The following is a 14,852-nucleotide window of genomic DNA, read 5'->3' as shown; positions in this document are numbered from 1 at the left end:
GTCGGCGGGTCGGCGGGTCGGCGGGTCGGCGGGTCGGCGGGTCGGCGGGTCGGCGGGTCGGCGGGTCGGCGGGTCGGCGGGTCAAAGCGTCGGCGGGTCGGCGGGTCAAAGCGTCGGCGGCGCGGTCCACTTCGCCTCGCGCGCGGCGACTTCGCCGCCTCGGCGGCCACGTGCGCGTCGCCGTCGTCGGCGCGTTCGAGGAGTACGTCGAGCTCGCCGCGCTTGGCCGGCAGCCGCACGCGGGTGTAGTCGACTTCGCCGTTCCCCTGGTCGGCGAACTCCGGGCAGCGGCCGGGTCGCGTGCGCCGGCACCTCCTCGAACCAGTGGTCCGGCACGCTCGCCCGCTGCGCCGGGTCACAGCGGCCGGGCGCGGCCCCCGCAGCAGGTCCGAGCCCATCTCACCCTCCGTACCGAAGGCCCACGTGCCGAAAGGCCGCCGTTCGGAAAGCCCGCCTTGCGGAAGCCCGCTTGCGGAAAGACGAACCCCGCCGCAGCGCGGGCGCTGCGGCGGGGTTCGGTACTGCGGTTGTGAAGGATTCAGGCCGTGGCCGGGTCGCTGGTCGGAGCCGAGGGGGCGTCGGCGGTCCCCTCGGCGGCCTGGGCTGCCTGTGCGGCGGCCAGAGCCGCCCTCTCGGCGGCCTGGGCCGACTTCGCGCGTTCGTCCGCGGCGGAGCGGATAGCACGCCACGCGGACTCCGCGGCCTGCTGCTCTGCCTCCTTCTTGCTGCGGCCGGTGCCGGTGCCGTACGAGACGCCTCCGACGCGGGCGGCAGCAGTAAAGGTCTTCTCGTGGTCCGGGCCGGTCTCCGAGACCAGGTACTCGGGAACGCCGAGCCCCTCGGTCGCGGTGAGCTCCTGGAGACTGGTCTTCCAGTCCAGGCCGGCACCGAGGTTCGAGGACTTCTCGATCAGTGGGTCGAAGAGCCGGTGGACGAGTTCGCCCGCCGCGTCCAGACCCTGATCGAGATAGACCGCGCCGATCACCGCTTCAAGGGTGTCGGCGAGGATGGACGCCTTGTCCCGGCCTCCCGTGCCTTCCTCGCCCCGGCCGAGCCGGACGAAGGAGCCGAGTTCGAGGCCGCGGCCCACTTCCGCCAGCGCACGCGAGTTGACCACCGCGGCCCTCAGTTTGGCCAGCTGGCCTTCTGGGAGGTCGGGGTGGGTGCGGTACAGCGTGTCCGTGACCACGAGGCCAAGCACGGAGTCCCCGAGGAACTCCAGGCGCTCGTTGGTCGGCAGACCGCCGTTCTCGTACGCGTAGGAACGGTGGGTCAGCGCACGCACCAGAAGGGCGGACTCGAGCTGGTACCCGAGCCGCCCTTCCAGAAGCGTGTGGGACGAGGCTGTGTTGTCCGCCTTTTTCTTGGCGTTTGAGTCCGCCTTGGCGTCAGACATCAGACCTCTCACCAGCCGCTCAGACCTCGAGGACCTGGCGCTTGTTGTAGGTGCCGCAAGCCGGGCACGCGATGTGCTGCAGCTTGGGCTCGTGGCAGCGCTCGCACGCAACCAGGGTGGGGACCGCAGCCTTCCACTGCGACCGGCGGTGGCGCGTGTTGCTGCGCGACATCTTCCGCTTCGGAACAGCCACGGCTACTTCTCCTGCTTCTCGTCGACGCCCGCTTCGGCGCCGCTCATGTCGTCCTTCTCGCCATCTTCGAGTGAACCGGCGAGTCCCTGCAGTGCCGCCCAACGGATGTCGACGGCGTCATGGTGGTGGTCCGGGTCGTCCGCGAGCCGTGCTCCGCACTCGGAGCACAGGCCGGGGCAGTCGTCCTGGCACACCGGCTGCATCGGCAGTGCGAGCACTACCGCATCACGCAGCACGGGTTCGAGGTCGAACAAGCCGTCCTCGATGAAGAGCCTGTCCTCGTCTTCCTCGGCGTCGTCGACCGGTTCCGCTTTGGGGCGGCCCCGGTCATCGGCGTCAGGGTACGAGAACATCTCCTGGAAGTCCGCTTCGAGCTGCTGCTCGAGCGGCTCCAGACACCTTACGCACTCCCCCTTGGCCGATGCACGGGCGGTGCCTGTGACAAGCACCCCTTCCATGACCGACTCGAGCCGGAGTTCGAGCTCCAACGGGGCGCCTTCCGGCACTCCGATGACGTCCTGGATCCCGAGATCCTTGGGTGCGTCGATCGTGCGGGTCGAGCGCTGGAGCGCACCAGGACGCCGCCCCAGCTCGTGTGTGTCGAACACGAGAGGGTTGCGGTGGTCGAGGCGGGTGTTCAGGGCCATTCCTGCTTTCGATCTTCGACGCTCAAGGGAGCGCTGCCCCTGGTGTTCCGTGGGCAGCAGTGATCGCGGACGTACGCGCGACCGAAGAGCCAGGATACTGGACCTTTCGCTCTCGGCCCAATCCGGTGTGCGCCCCCGCGAACGTACGCCGGCGTGCGCCCCCGTCTCAGTGGCCGCCGCGCCCCTGTTCGTACGCCCGCAACTGCTCCGCGCTGATCATGCCGGTGTCGAAGAGGCTGGTCTCGTCGAGGGCGTGCGTCTGCGGGTCCGGCGCGTGCGTCTGCGGCTGCCCGTAGGCCTGCTGGCCGCCCTGGTCGTACGTCGGCTGCTGGTCGTAGCCCTGCTGCTGCGGGTAGGCGGCGTACGGGTCGGCCTGCTGGTAGCCGTAGGCGTCCTGCTGGACGTACTGCTGCTGATAGCCGTACGGATCGACCTGCTGTTGGTACGCGTAGGCGTCCTGTTGCCCATACGACGGCTGGGCCGGCACCTCGGGGGCCTGCGCGGGCTGTTCCGGGGCGTCCGGAAGATCCGCGAGACCGGCCAGGTAGTCGGCGTCGCTGGTGTGCAGGCCCGGCGTACCGTCGTCCGTGAAGACGCTCAGGTCGCCGAGATCGTCGCTGGCGATGCGGCCGTGCAGCTTCTGCCGGCCGCGGCCGACGGCCTCCAGGGTCTTGGCGAGGACGGCCTCGAAGGCGCCGAGCTTGACGTCGACGTACTCGTCGGCGTTGCGGCGCAGGGTCTCGGGGTCGTGGCTGCGCTCGGGGGCGTCCTCGTCCTCGTACCCCTGCTCGTCGACGCCCGGGCCGGTGCCGAGGAGCTTCTCGCGGCCGCGGCCGACGGAGCCGAGGGTCTTGGTGAGGACGACCTCGAAGTTGGCGAGCTTGGAGTCGACGTAGTCGTCGGCCTCGGCGATGATCTCCTCGGCCTCCTTGCGGGCCTCGGCGAGGATGCGGTCCGCCTCGTTCTGGGAGCGGCGGGCGACCTCGGTGTCGGAGATCAGCGAGCCGCGCTCGGCGTGCGCCGACTCGATGATCCGCTCGGCCTCCGCCCGGGCCTGCTCGACCATCTGCTCACGGCCGCCGATCAGCTCCTGGGCCTGGGCGAGGGAGCCGGGCAGCGCCTGGCGCACCTCTTCGAGCATCGAGAGCAGCTCGGCGCGGTTGACCACGCACGAGGCCGACATGGGCATGGAACGGGCGCTGCCCACCGCCGCGACGATCTCATCGAGCTTCTTCTGCACGTCCACCGGGTGCTCGCCACTCTCTACAGCTGTGATGGAGACGGACGGGTCGACTGTACGACCACTCCTGCCCCGCCCGACACCTGGTGACGGGCCGTCAGATGCTCAGTCCTGGCCGAGCCGCCCCTTGAGCGCTTCGAGGACCACCGGCGGAACCAGGTGGGAGATGTCGCCGCCCCAGGTCGCGACCTCCTTGACCAGCGAGGAGGAGAGGAAGCTGTAGGTGGGGCTGGTCGGGATGAACAGCGTCTCGACGCCCGAGAGTCCGTTGTTCATCTGGGCCATCTGGAGTTCGTAGTCGAAGTCGCTGACCGCGCGCAGGCCCTTGACGATGGCGGGGATGTCGCGCTGCTTGCAGAAGTCGACGAGCAGGCCGTGGTAGGCCTCGACCTGGACGTTGCCGAACTCGGCGGTGACCTCGCGGATCAGCTCGATCCGCTCGTCGACGGTGAACAGGCCCTTCTTCGACTGATTGATCATCACCACGACGTGCACCACGTCGTACAGCCTGGAGGCGCGGGCGATGATGTCGAGGTGTCCATTGGTGATGGGGTCGAATGACCCCGGACAGACGGCGCGGCGCAACAGTGGTCCCTCGCTCTCCGGTCCGGTCATCGTGCGTCTTCGCACGTAAAGGCGGCGCGACCGTACCAAAACGTCCCCTCGCCGTAACGACGGGCCCTGATCTCTTCGAAGCCGTCCGGCCACCCGAATTCGCCGCCTCTGGTGCTGCGCTCCACGGTGACGAGCGCTTCGGCCGCGAGCCAGCCCTGCGCCCGGAGTGTGAGCAGTATCTCCCGAAGATCGTCGTCCGAGACGACGTACGGCGGGTCGAGGAAGACCAGGTCGTACGGGGCTGCCGGCGCCGGTCCCTGGATGATCTGTTCCGCTTTGCCCGACCTGACCTCGGCACCGGGCAGGCCCAGTGTCTTCACGTTCTCGCGGATGACGCGGGCCGCGCGGGCGTCGGCCTCGACAAGGAGGGTGTGTCCTGCGCCGCGGCTGAGCGCCTCCAGGCCGATGGCGCCCGAGCCGGCGTACAGGTCGAGGACGCGCTCGCCCTCCAGTGGGCCCCCGAGCAGGGACTGCCAGGTGGAGAAGAGGCCCTCACGCGCCCGGTCGGAGGTGGGGCGGGTGCCGGTGCCCGGCGGGACGGCCAGACGGCGTCCGCCGGCCCGGCCGGCGATCACGCGGGTCATGAGGGTCCTTTGCGCTGGGGGTGTGTCGGTTCCTCCCAGTGTCTCAGCCGCTGCCCGGACACCGCCGCTCAGCCCTTGTCCAGGTACTGCTCGCGCTCCTCGTCGAGCAGGGCGTCCAGGGCGGTGCGCAGGCCCGGGAAACGCTCCAGGTCCGGGTCGGTGGCGACGACCGCGGCGGCCTCCTCGCGGGCCTCGGCGATGACCTCCTCGTCGTCGATGACGGCGAGCATGCGCAGCGAGGAGCGGACGCCGGACTGGGCCTGGCCTAGGACGTCGCCCTCGCGGCGCTGTTCGAGGTCGATGCGGGAGAGCTCGAAGCCGTCGAGTGTGGCCGCCACCGCGTTCAGCCGCTGGCGGGCAGGGCTCGCCTCCGGCATCTCGGTGACCAGGAGGCAGAGTCCGGCGGCCGAGCCACGGCCGACACGGCCGCGCAGCTGGTGGAGCTGCGAGACGCCGAACCGGTCGGCGTCCATGATCACCATCGCCGTGGCATTAGGCACGTTCACCCCGACCTCGATGACCGTGGTGGCGACCAGGACGTGCGTCTCGCCCGCGGCGAAGCGGCGCATGACGGCGTCCTTGTCGTCGGGATGCATCCGGCCGTGCAGGACCTCCACCCCGAGCCCCTGGAGGGGCCCCGTCGCGAGCTGGTCGGCGACATCCAGGACGGCGAGGGGCGGCCGCTTCTCGGCCTCGTCTTCGGGGGACTTCTTCTTGGTCTTCTTCGGGTCGTCCTCCTCGTCACCGATGCGCGGGCAGACGACGTACGCCTGATGTCCGTTCTCCACTTCCTCGCGGACGCGCTCCCACGCGCGCGTGAGGAAGTGCGGCTTGTCCGCGGCCGGGACGACATGGCTGGCGATCGGCGAGCGCCCGGCGGGGAGTTGGTCGAGGACGGAGGTCTCCAGGTCGCCGAAGACGGTCATCGCGACCGTGCGCGGAATGGGCGTGGCGGTCATCACCAGAAGGTGCGGGGGCTGCTTGCCCTTGCCGCGCAGGGCGTCGCGCTGCTCGACACCGAAGCGATGCTGCTCGTCCACCACGACCAGGCCCAGGTCGTGGAACTGCACCTTGTCCTCGATCAGCGCATGCGTGCCGATGACGATCCCGGCCTCCCCGGTGACGAGGTCGAGCAGCGCCTGACGCCGGGCCGCCGCGCCCATGGAGCCGGTGAGCAGCACGACCTTGGTGGAGTGCTCGGCGCCGCCGAGCATGCCGCCCTGGGCCAGCTCCCCCATCATCTCCGTGACCGACCGGTGGTGCTGCTGGGCGAGCACTTCGGTCGGCGCGAGCATCGCGGCCTGTCCGCCGGCATCGACGACGGCGAGCATGGCCCGCAGGGCGACCATCGTCTTGCCTGAACCGACCTCTCCCTGGAGCAGCCGGTGCATCGGATGCTCGGTGGCGAGGTCGTCGAAGATCTCCTTGGAGACCTTCTGCTGGCCCTCGGTGAGGGTGAAGGGCAGTTTGGCGTCGAAGGCGGTGAGCATGCCGTCGGGCTTGGCCGTGCGGGCCACGGCCGGGAGTTGGGCGTCCGCGTGGCGGCGGCGGGCCAGGGCGACCTGGAGGACGAAGGCCTCGTCCCACTTGAGGCGCGCGCGGGCGTCGTGGATGTCCGCCTTGGTGTGCGGGCGGTGGATCTTGAGAAGGGCCTCGGGAAGGGGGACCAGCCCGCGGCCGTCCCGGAGGGAGTCAGGGAGGGGGTCGACGGCCTCCTGGGCGCTCGGCAGCACCATCTGCACGGACTTGGCGATCTTCCAGGACTCCAGCTTGGCGGTGGCCGGGTAGATCGGGATGAGGGCGCCCGCCCAGGAGTCGACGCTCTCTGCGGCTTCGTCGCTGTCACCGCGCAGCAGTTCGTAGGCCGGATGGGCCAGCTGGAGGCGGTGGTTGAAGACGGAGACCTTGCCGGAGAACATCGCGCGGGTGCCGGGCAGGAGGTCCTTGTGGGGCTTGTGCACGCCGTTGCCGAAGAAGACCAGCTGGAGGCGGCCGCTGCCGTCCGTGATGGTGACTTCGAGGCGCTGGCCCTTGCCGCGGGGTGCCTTGGACGAGGCGAAGGTGAGCAGGCGCGCGTCGGCCACCTGGGCGACCACCGTCACATGCTCGTCCATGGGCAGGTCGGCGAGGTGGGTGAGCTGCCCGCGCTCCTCGTATCTGCGGGGATAGTGGTGCAGCAGATCGCCGACAGTGTGCAGGCCGAGGTGCTCAGCCATCACCTTCGCGGTGGCGGGACCGAGCGCCTTCTTCAGTGGTTCTTCGAGCACGGGCACGAGATCCATTGCACACCACGGCACTGACAATGTCGTATACGTCCCGGAAATCCGCTGGTCAGGCGGGTCGTTCCGGGCAGGCCCCGTCGCCAGCCCGCCGTCGTCCGCCCGAGGGCCGGCCCCGCCGCGTCATGGGGATTCCCCGCGCGAGCGAAGCCGAGCGTGGTGGAGCGTGCCATCGCAACGTGCCGGAATGTCCTCGTAGCGGCGCTGCTGAGGCTTTCTGCAACACGGCGAGCATGCGTGCCAGACGCCCCGGGACAGGCGGGAAGCTGACGACAGGGCTGACGACAGGGCCTAGGATGGCGCGCTCCGGCCCTCTTCGCGGTCACCGTCCCCCGGGACCGCCCGACCCCGCGCCGTCGCCCGTCCCCCCACCCACCGGCGCAGCGACGATGGACTCCCAGACTTCACAGCCATCACAGGCATCCCAGTCACCTCATACGTTCCAGGTCGACCTGCGCGGTTTGGTGGACCTGCTCTCCCATCACCTGTACTCCAGTCCCAAGGTCTATCTGCGCGAACTGCTGCAGAACGCCGTGGACGCGATCACCGCGCGCCGCGCCGAGCAGCCGGACGCCCCGGCCACCGTGCGCCTGTACGCCACCGACGGCGTCCTGCGAGTGGAGGACTCCGGCGTGGGGCTCACCGAGGCCGACGTGCACAACCTCCTCGCGACCATCGGCCGAAGCTCCAAGCGGAACGACGGGCTGGAGTCGGCGCGCTCCGAGTTCCTGGGCCAGTTCGGCATCGGGTTGCTGGCGTGTTTCGTCGTCGCCGAGCGCATCCGGGTCGTCAGCCGCAGCGCGCGGACGCCCGACGCGGCGCCCGTGGAGTGGACGGCGGCCGACGACGGCTCGTACACCGTGCGCACGCTGCCGCGCGAGGCGCGCCCCGAACCGGGCACCACCGTGCACCTGGTGGCGCGCGCCGGGGCCGGTGAGTGGCTGAGCCAGGAGCGCGTCCGATCACTGGCGCGGCACTTCGGCTCACTGCTGCCGTACGACGTATGCGTCGGGGACGAGGTGATCGCGGACCTTCCGGCACCCTGGGACCGCGCCTACCCGAGCCCCGCCACCCGAAGGGTGGCCCTGAGCCGGCACTGCCACGAGCTGTTCGGGTTCACTCCGCTGGACTCGATCGACCTGGACGTGCCGCTCGCCGGGATCCGGGGCGTCGCGTACGTGCTGCCGTCCGCGGTCAGCCCGGCCCAGCGCGCGAGCCACCGCGTGCACCTGAAGGGCATGCTGCTCACCGAGCGGGCCGAACAGCTGCTGCCCGACTGGGCGTTCTTCGTGCGCTGCGTCCTCGACACGGACAGCCTGCGGCCCACCGCGTCCCGCGAGTCGCTGTACGAGGACGAGACGCTCGCGGCGGTGCGAGAGGCGCTGGGCGAGCGCATCCGGTCCTGGCTGACGGGTCTCGCGGCGGGCGATCCGGAGCGGCTGGCCGCCTTCCTCTCGGTCCATCACCTGGGCGTGAAGTCCCTCGCGCGGCACGACAAGGAGATGCTGCGCACGATGCTGCCGTGGCTGCCCTTCGAGACGACCGACGGGCGGCTGTCCCTGGAGGAGTTCGCGCAGCGGCACCCGGTGGTGCACTTCACGCGGACCGTGGAGGAGTACCGGCAGGTCGCGCCGATCGCCTCCGCGCAGGGCGTCGGGGTGATCAACGGCGGCTACACGTACGACAGCGAGCTGATCGAGGCGCTGCCGTCCGTGCGCCCGGGGACGGTCGTCTCCGAGCTGGACGCGGACACGGTGACGGCTCATCTGGACGCGGTCGACCCGGCCGAGGAGCTGGCCCTGTCGGCCTTCCTGGCGGCCGCGCGGGCCAGGCTCGATCCCCTGGGCTGCGATGTGGTGCTGCGCGCCTTCCACCCGCTGTCGGTTCCCGCGCTGCACCTGGATGACCGGGCCGCCCGTCACGAACAGGCCCGTGCGGAGGCGGAGGAGCAGGCCGACGACCTGTGGGCGGGCATTCTCGGCTCGCTGCGCGGCAGCGCCCCACGCGCGCGCCTGGTCCTCAACCACCTCAATCCACTGATCCGAAGGATCAGTTCGCTCAGCGACCCGGAGCTGATAGGCACCGCCACAGAATCCCTCTACGGGCAGGCCCTGCTGATGGCCCAGCGCCCGTTGCGGCCGGCGGACTCCGCGCTCCTCAACCGCGCGTTCATCGGCCTCCTGGAGTGGGCCACCCACACCGACCCCGGGAAGGACGACCGCCGATGAGCCAGGCCATGGACTTCGACACCCTGCGCCAGGCGATGGCGGACAACCACGAACAGCCGGAGGGACCCGCCCGCAACGCGCGCGCGGAGCAGCTGCTTCTCGAGGCCGAGAAGCTGGACATCCCCCTCGCCGTCATCGAGGCGCTCGGACATCAGCTGAAGGTCTACAACTACAGCTCCGAGAAGGACAAGATGTTCGTCCCCTTCGCGCGCCTGCTGCGCATGTGGGACGAGCGCCCCGAGGACTTCGACGAGTACGAGATCCACTCGTTGCACTGGGTCTTCAAGTGGATGTCGGCCGGAATGCTCGACCAGCCGCACATTCCGCTCGCCTCCATAGAGAAGTGGCTCGGCGAGATGGAACACCGCTACCGGCTGGCAGGACACTCCGAACGGGCCGTGCGCGGCGCCGAGTTCAGCGTCGCCGCCCACCTGGGCGACGTGGCGCGCGCCGAGCGGGCGTACACCGCGTGGCTGGCCGCCGACCGTGACGCCATGGCCGACTGCCACGCGTGCGAGCTGCACAGCCAGGGGTGGTGGCGGGCACAGCGCGACGCGGACGCGGAGGCGCTGGAGCTGTGGAGTCCGGTCCTGGAGGGCGAGTACGCCTGCGCCCACGAGCCGCACACGGTGCTCGCGTCCTCCCTGCTTCCGCTGTTGCGTCTGGGGCGCCTGGAAGAGGCCCGCGGCCATCACCTGCGCGGCTTCCGGCTGGTGCGCCCCATGGAGAGCATGCGCGGCGCGTACGCGGACCACGTGGAGTTCTGCGCTCTCTCCGGCAACGAGGCGCGCGCCCTGGAGTTGCTCGCCGAGCGGCCCGCCTATTTCACGGATTCGGGGGACCCGCGCAGCAAGCTGGACTTCATGGCGGTCGTGGCCCTCCTGATGGACCGCCTGACGTCACTGGGGCTGGGCGAACAGGCAGTGCCGGGGCCCGTCGGGCGCGTGTGGAGCGCGCGGGAACTCGCCGTCCACGCGCGCGGGGAGGCCCTCTCGCTGGCCGCGCGCTTCGACGCGCGCAACGGCACGTCGTACATCAGTGAGCGCGCCCGCGCGCGGATGGATCAGCCCGCGCTCGTGGACCGACTGCCGCTGGGCGTGCGCTCCGCGCGCCCCACGCGCACCGGGCATCGGGCGCCGGCGTCCGCGCCCGTGCCGGACGCCGTCGCGGAATCCGCCGCCGAGCCCGGCCTGTCCGCGCTGCTCACCGAGGCCCGGCGGCTCTCGGATCTCCGGAGCCCGGACGCCGTAGCGGCGTGGGCGGCGGTCTCGCGAGCCGCGGAGGGCCACGAGCTGGATGCCCGCAACCGCGCGGAGATCGCCGACCACGCGGCGATGGGGCGCGGTCCGGAGGGCGGCGAACTCTTCCATCAGGCGGCCGAGCTGTACGCCGAGGCGGGCGACCCCGGTGAGGCGCTGGCGGCGCGCGCCCGTGCCGCGTACGTGCACGCGCTGGCAGGCGAGGCCGACGAGGCCCTGACGGCCGTCTCGGAGCTGTACGCGGCGGTGCTCGCCCTCTTCGCGGAGGGTGGGACGGGGGCGTCGCAGACGGCGTCCGTGCTGGTGGGGCGGGCGCGGATATGGATGCACTTGGTGGATCAGGCGGAGGCCGGCTCCAGGAGCGGGACAGCGGGACCTGCGGAGGCCGGGGGTACCGTCCGTGCCGCCGCGGAGGAGGCCGCTCGCGAGTTGTTGGCTTTTGTCGAGCCGCGTGTCGGGGACGGCGTGGCGTTGGCCTCGCGGGCAGCGGAGGCGCAGGCGATGCTCGGGGAGCTCGCGGCGCGTTCCGGGGACGCCGAGGCGGCCGCGGAGCTGCTCTCGCGGGCCGTCGAGGGATTCGTGGCGGCCGGACTGCCGTGGTTCGCCGTCGAGTACGACTCCCGGCTCGCCGGGATCGCCCTGCACCTCGGCGATGCGGACGGTGCGCAGCGGGCGGCGCGCGCGGCGCTGGACCACGGAGGGGCGTATCTGGAGCCGACGGGCCATGCCCAGCTCCACCTGCAGCTCGCCGAAATCCTGGCCACCACCGGGCAGTTCCGGCCCGCCTCGGAGCACGCCCTGGAGGCCGCGCACTGGGCCGACGAAGCGGGCGAGGCCACCACGCTCGGTGCCTGGGCCCGGCACCAGCTCGGTGGTTTCCTGCTCCGTCAGGGGCGGTGGGCGGAGGCCGCCGAGATACTGGAGTCGGCACTGCCCGATCTGACGACCGACATGCACGGCGACGGCGCGATCGTCCAGACCCGGTGGTGGCTCGGTGACTGTCTCACCGAACTCGGCGAACATCGCGAGGCCGCGGAACACTGGCTGCGGGCCGCGGAGATCGCCCGGCACTGGCCCGAGCAGCGCGACCACGCGATGCTCGCGCATCTCGCCGCCGAGGCCCTCGGGCACGCCGGGCTGACCGCCCAGGCGGACCAGGCGTACGCCCGCGCCGGCGATCTCTGGCGCGACCTCGGCAACATCCACGGGCTGGTCCGTTCGCTGCGGGCGCGCGCGTGGGCGACGGCCCGTGTGGGCGGGGAGCTCGACGAGGCGCGGGAGTTGATGGGGGCGGCGGTGCGGGAGTGCGAGTCGGCGGTCGGGGGCGCGACCGTCGCGTCGGGCTCGTCGGCTGGCCCGCCAGCTGTCTCGTCGACTGTCTCGCCAGCTGTCTCGTCGGAGGAGGATGCGCGCCGCCGTCTCGTCGCCGAACTCGGCCACACGTGGCGCCAGTTCGGGGACCTTGTGGCACGTTCCGTGCCCAAGGACGCGGCGGAGGCCGCCGCACAGACCGCGTTCGCGGAGGCCCTCGGCCACATCACGCAGGCGATCGCCGTGTTCGCCTCCCTCGGCGACGAGGTCCTCGACGCCCGGACCGGAGCCGAACTCGCCGCTGGGTGGCTGGAGGCCGACCTGGGGCGGCCCGGGGAGGCGGCTGCACGCGCGCGTGCGGTGCTTTCCGTTTGCGCGGGGCTGGAGGGGGAGGTCGCGGAGGATCGGCGGGCCGAGGCGGAGAGGATGCGGGAGCTCATGGGGGCGGCGGAGACGCGCTGAGCCGTGGCGAGGGTGCGGGCGGGGTGTGGGGTCCCGGGTGCGGGCTGCGGGGTGCCCGATGCGGGCTGCCGGGTGCGGAGTGCCGGGGTGCCGGGTGCCGGGGTGCCGGTGGGGTGGGTTTCGCCCCCTCCGCCCCTACCCGTCCCGTACCTGGGGGCTCCGCCCCCCAGACCCCCCGTATCGCGCTCCGCGCTCGTCCTCAAACGCCGGACGGGCTGAAGATCTACTACTCGACGCCGATCAGCAACAGCGCTCCCTGCCGTCCGCCCCGGTACACCACCGTGTCCACCGCCAGGTATGACTCCCGTACCCGTGTTTCCAGATGGGTGGCGATGGCGTCGGGAGCCTCGTCGCCGAGGACTAGGGTGACCATTTCGCCGCCGGCGGCGAGCATGCGGTCGAGGACGGTTTCGGCGGTGGCGGCGATGTCGGAGCCGATCACGGCGACATCGCCATCGATGAGGCCGAGGACGTCACCGGCCTGGCAGATGCCGGCCATGGTCCAGGACTGCCGCTCGGCGACGACGACTTCGGCGTAGCGGGTGGCGCCGGCCGCCGAGGTCATGGCGACCACGTCCTCGTCGAAGCGGCGCTCCTGCTCGTGCACGGCGAGCGCGGCGATGCCCTGCACGGCGGAGCGGGTCGGGATCAGCGCGACCCGGATGCCGTCCGCGCGGGCCTGCTCGGCAGCGGCCGCCGCGGTGTGGCGCAGCTCGGCGTCGTTGGGCAGCAGCACCACCTCGCGCGCGTGGGCCCGCCGTACGGCCTCGACGAGCTCCCCGCTGGCGGGAGGTTCCCCGGGCCGTGCGAGCACGGTGGTCGCCCCGGCCTCCGAGTACAGCCCGGCCAGGCCCTCGCCGGGCACGACCGCCACGACGGCGCGCTGTGCCCGCTCCCGGGGTGGCCGCCCGGCCGCGCCCGCGGCGTGGGCGTCCCCGAGACCGAAGTGCGTGATCCTGATCCGGTACGGCCGACCGGCCTCGACGCCCGCCTCCACCGCGGCGCCGGCGTCGTCCACGTGCACATGGACGTTCCACAGCCCGTCCCCGCCGACCACGACGAGCGAGTCCCCGAGCCTGTCGAGCCGGTCCCGCAGCCCGGCCACCGCCACGTCGTCCGCCTCCAGGAGATAGATCACCTCGAAGGCGGGGCCACCTTTCTCCGGCACCCCGTCCGCGCACACGTCCGCGTGGACCCCGCCGATACCGGCGCCGATGACATCGGTCACGGGCTCCCTCACGCGCGCGTGAGCCTCCATCACGCGCGCGTGGACCGCCGCGGGACCGTCGAGCGCTCCCGGCGCCTCCCCGGTCAGGGTCTCCACCAGCGCCGCCAGCACCGCCACCAGTCCCCGTCCGCCCGCGTCGACCACACCGGCGCGCTCAAGGACGGCCAGTTGTCCGGGGGTCGCGGCCAGGGCGGCTCGCGCCCCTTCGTACGCCGCGCGCGCGACCGTGCCGCAGTCCCCCTCCGCGCCGGTGGCCGCGTCGGCGGCGGCCGCGGCGACTGTGAGGACGGTGCCTTCGACGGGGTGCGCGACCGCCTGACGCGCGGAGTCCGCGGCGTGCCGCAGCGCGAGCCGTAGCCCCTGGTCGTCGGTGTGAGCGGTCTCACTGTCGGCGGCGAAGACCTGAGACATACCGCGCAGCAGCTGCGCGAGGATGGTCCCGGAGTTGCCGCGGGCCCCGATGAGCGCCCCGTGCGCCATCGCGCGTACGGCGTCGGCGAGGGTGGGCCGCTCGGTCGCCGAGGCGGGCGCCGCATCGCGCCCCGGGGCAGCCACGCTCTCGCGTCCAAGAGCAGCCACCGTGTCGCGCCCCGAGCGAGTCTCCGTTTCGCGCCCAAGAGCAGCCACCGTCTCGCCCCCGGCAGGAGTCACCGTCCCGCGCCCCGGGGCCGCCACGGTCTCGTAACCCGCGAAAACCGCCTCGACCGCCGCCGTCGCCGACTCCACCGTCAGATAGAGATTCGTCCCGGTGTCTCCGTCGGCCACCGGGTAGACATTGATCGCGTCGATCTCCTCGCGCGCGCGTCCCAGCGCCTCCAGCGCGAGCCCGCACCAGGTGCGCACCGCGAGAGCATCGAATGTCTGCGGCACCTGCGGCACCTGCGCCTCCTTGAGCTGCTGGACGTGGGACGCAGCGTAGACCCAGAACGGGTTACTGCCGGTAGGGGCCCTGAGGTGGGCTGGAGCGAGGCCGGGGGCAGCCATGGTAGTTTCGTTCTCCGGACGCAGTCGTTGTATGCTGCTCCAGTTGCCCGATCCGATCGGGCCTTCCCCCTGGCACCGCCACTCAGATCCTAGATCTTGATCCCGGCATGCCGGGATCAACCGTAAGTGCATCTGAAGTCTTTGGAGTGACCCGTGGCTGCCAACTGCGACGTCTGCGGCAAGGGGCCGGGCTTCGGCAACAACATCTCGCACTCGCACCGCCGTACGTCCCGTCGCTGGAACCCCAACATCCAGCGCGTCCGTACCGTGGTCGGCGGGACGCCGAAGCGCGTGAACGCTTGCACCTCGTGCATCAAGGCCGGCAAGGTCTCGCGCTGACGCTACGCTAGCGCGCAACCACTGCTGGTTCGCTTACAGAAACCGGTCCACCTCAGGGTGGGCCGGTTTTTTGTCGTACGCGCGCCC

12 protein-coding genes are annotated in these 14,852 nt (G+C 71.7%); 3 read left to right on the top strand and 9 right to left on the bottom strand.

The genetic code is table 11. The annotated features are described in order from the left end of the window. The 8 genes from AB0D27_RS21155 to recG all read right to left on the bottom strand — a co-directional run. On the bottom strand, window positions 1-239 hold a 239-nt coding region (locus AB0D27_RS21155), incomplete at its 3' end, for a hypothetical protein (RefSeq protein ID WP_362510812.1). A 299-nt stretch (window positions 240-538) separates the two neighbouring features. Continuing rightward, window positions 539-1,396, bottom strand: a complete 858-nt coding sequence (gene rnc / locus AB0D27_RS21150; RefSeq protein WP_362510809.1) for a ribonuclease III — start codon at window positions 1,394-1,396, stop codon at window positions 539-541. Between the two features lie 19 nt (window positions 1,397-1,415). Further along, entirely contained in the window at window positions 1,416-1,589 is a 174-nt protein-coding gene (rpmF, locus tag AB0D27_RS21145) for a 50S ribosomal protein L32 (protein ID WP_006139588.1), read from the bottom strand. Between the two features lie 2 nt (window positions 1,590-1,591). Then, window positions 1,592-2,236 (bottom strand): YceD family protein, encoded by a 645-nt coding sequence (locus tag AB0D27_RS21140; RefSeq protein ID WP_362510806.1) that lies wholly within the window; start codon window positions 2,234-2,236, stop codon window positions 1,592-1,594. A 166-nt stretch (window positions 2,237-2,402) separates the two neighbouring features. Next, the gene (locus tag AB0D27_RS21135) at window positions 2,403-3,482 is read right to left on the bottom strand and encodes a cell division initiation protein (protein ID WP_362510803.1); all 1,080 of its coding nucleotides are present in this window, start codon (window positions 3,480-3,482) and stop codon (window positions 2,403-2,405) included. Window positions 3,483-3,581: 99 nt separating this feature from the next. After that, a complete protein-coding gene (gene coaD / locus AB0D27_RS21130; RefSeq protein WP_362510817.1) occupies window positions 3,582-4,061 on the bottom strand; it encodes a pantetheine-phosphate adenylyltransferase in 480 nt (159 codons plus the stop codon). A 26-nt stretch (window positions 4,062-4,087) separates the two neighbouring features. After that, window positions 4,088-4,714 (bottom strand): 16S rRNA (guanine(966)-N(2))-methyltransferase RsmD, encoded by a 627-nt coding sequence (gene rsmD, locus AB0D27_RS21125; RefSeq protein WP_362510815.1) that lies wholly within the window; start codon window positions 4,712-4,714, stop codon window positions 4,088-4,090. A gap of 29 nt (window positions 4,715-4,743) precedes the next feature. Next, window positions 4,744-6,957, bottom strand: coding sequence for an ATP-dependent DNA helicase RecG (gene recG / locus AB0D27_RS21120; RefSeq protein WP_362510800.1), 2,214 nt, complete (start codon window positions 6,955-6,957; stop codon window positions 4,744-4,746). Window positions 6,958-7,343: 386 nt separating this feature from the next. Between recG and AB0D27_RS21115 the strand changes: the two genes are divergently transcribed. Then, on the top strand, window positions 7,344-9,182 hold the full coding sequence (locus AB0D27_RS21115; protein ID WP_362510797.1) for an HSP90 family protein: 1,839 nt from the start codon (window positions 7,344-7,346) through the stop codon (window positions 9,180-9,182). Next, window positions 9,179-12,214, top strand: coding sequence for a tetratricopeptide repeat protein (locus AB0D27_RS21110; RefSeq protein WP_362510794.1), 3,036 nt, complete (start codon window positions 9,179-9,181; stop codon window positions 12,212-12,214). The genes AB0D27_RS21115 and AB0D27_RS21110 overlap by 4 nt, the downstream gene beginning before the upstream one ends. A gap of 226 nt (window positions 12,215-12,440) precedes the next feature. Here AB0D27_RS21110 and AB0D27_RS21105 read toward each other — a convergent pair whose 3' ends face one another. Then, window positions 12,441-14,426 (bottom strand): DAK2 domain-containing protein, encoded by a 1,986-nt coding sequence (locus tag AB0D27_RS21105; RefSeq protein WP_362510791.1) that lies wholly within the window; start codon window positions 14,424-14,426, stop codon window positions 12,441-12,443. A gap of 153 nt (window positions 14,427-14,579) precedes the next feature. Between AB0D27_RS21105 and rpmB the strand changes: the two genes are divergently transcribed. Next, entirely contained in the window at window positions 14,580-14,765 is a 186-nt protein-coding gene (rpmB, locus tag AB0D27_RS21100; protein WP_003993230.1) for a 50S ribosomal protein L28, read from the top strand. Window positions 14,766-14,852: the final 87 nt, after the last annotated feature.

Origin of the sequence: Streptomyces sp. NPDC048415 (assembly GCF_040651675.1) — a bacterium.
Lineage (GTDB): Bacteria > Actinomycetota > Actinomycetes > Streptomycetales > Streptomycetaceae > Streptomyces.
The sequence above is the reverse complement of the archived record's forward strand: the minus strand, read 5'-3'. Positions and strand labels throughout refer to the sequence as shown.

Bases quoted from the DNA above. Each gene is read 5' to 3' on its own strand.
- rnc (WP_362510809.1), bottom strand. From the start codon at position 1,396: ATGTCTGACGCCAAGGCGGACTCAAACGCCAAGAAAAAGGCGGACAAC.
- AB0D27_RS21140 (WP_362510806.1), bottom strand. From the start codon at position 2,236: ATGGCCCTGAACACCCGCCTCGACCACCGCAACCCTCTCGTGTTCGAC.
- recG (WP_362510800.1), bottom strand. From the start codon at position 6,957: ATGGATCTCGTGCCCGTGCTCGAAGAACCACTGAAGAAGGCGCTCGGT.
- AB0D27_RS21115 (WP_362510797.1), top strand. From the start codon at position 7,344: ATGGACTCCCAGACTTCACAGCCATCACAGGCATCCCAGTCACCTCAT.
- AB0D27_RS21110 (WP_362510794.1), top strand. From the start codon at position 9,179: ATGAGCCAGGCCATGGACTTCGACACCCTGCGCCAGGCGATGGCGGAC.
- AB0D27_RS21105 (WP_362510791.1), bottom strand. From the start codon at position 14,426: ATGGCTGCCCCCGGCCTCGCTCCAGCCCACCTCAGGGCCCCTACCGGC.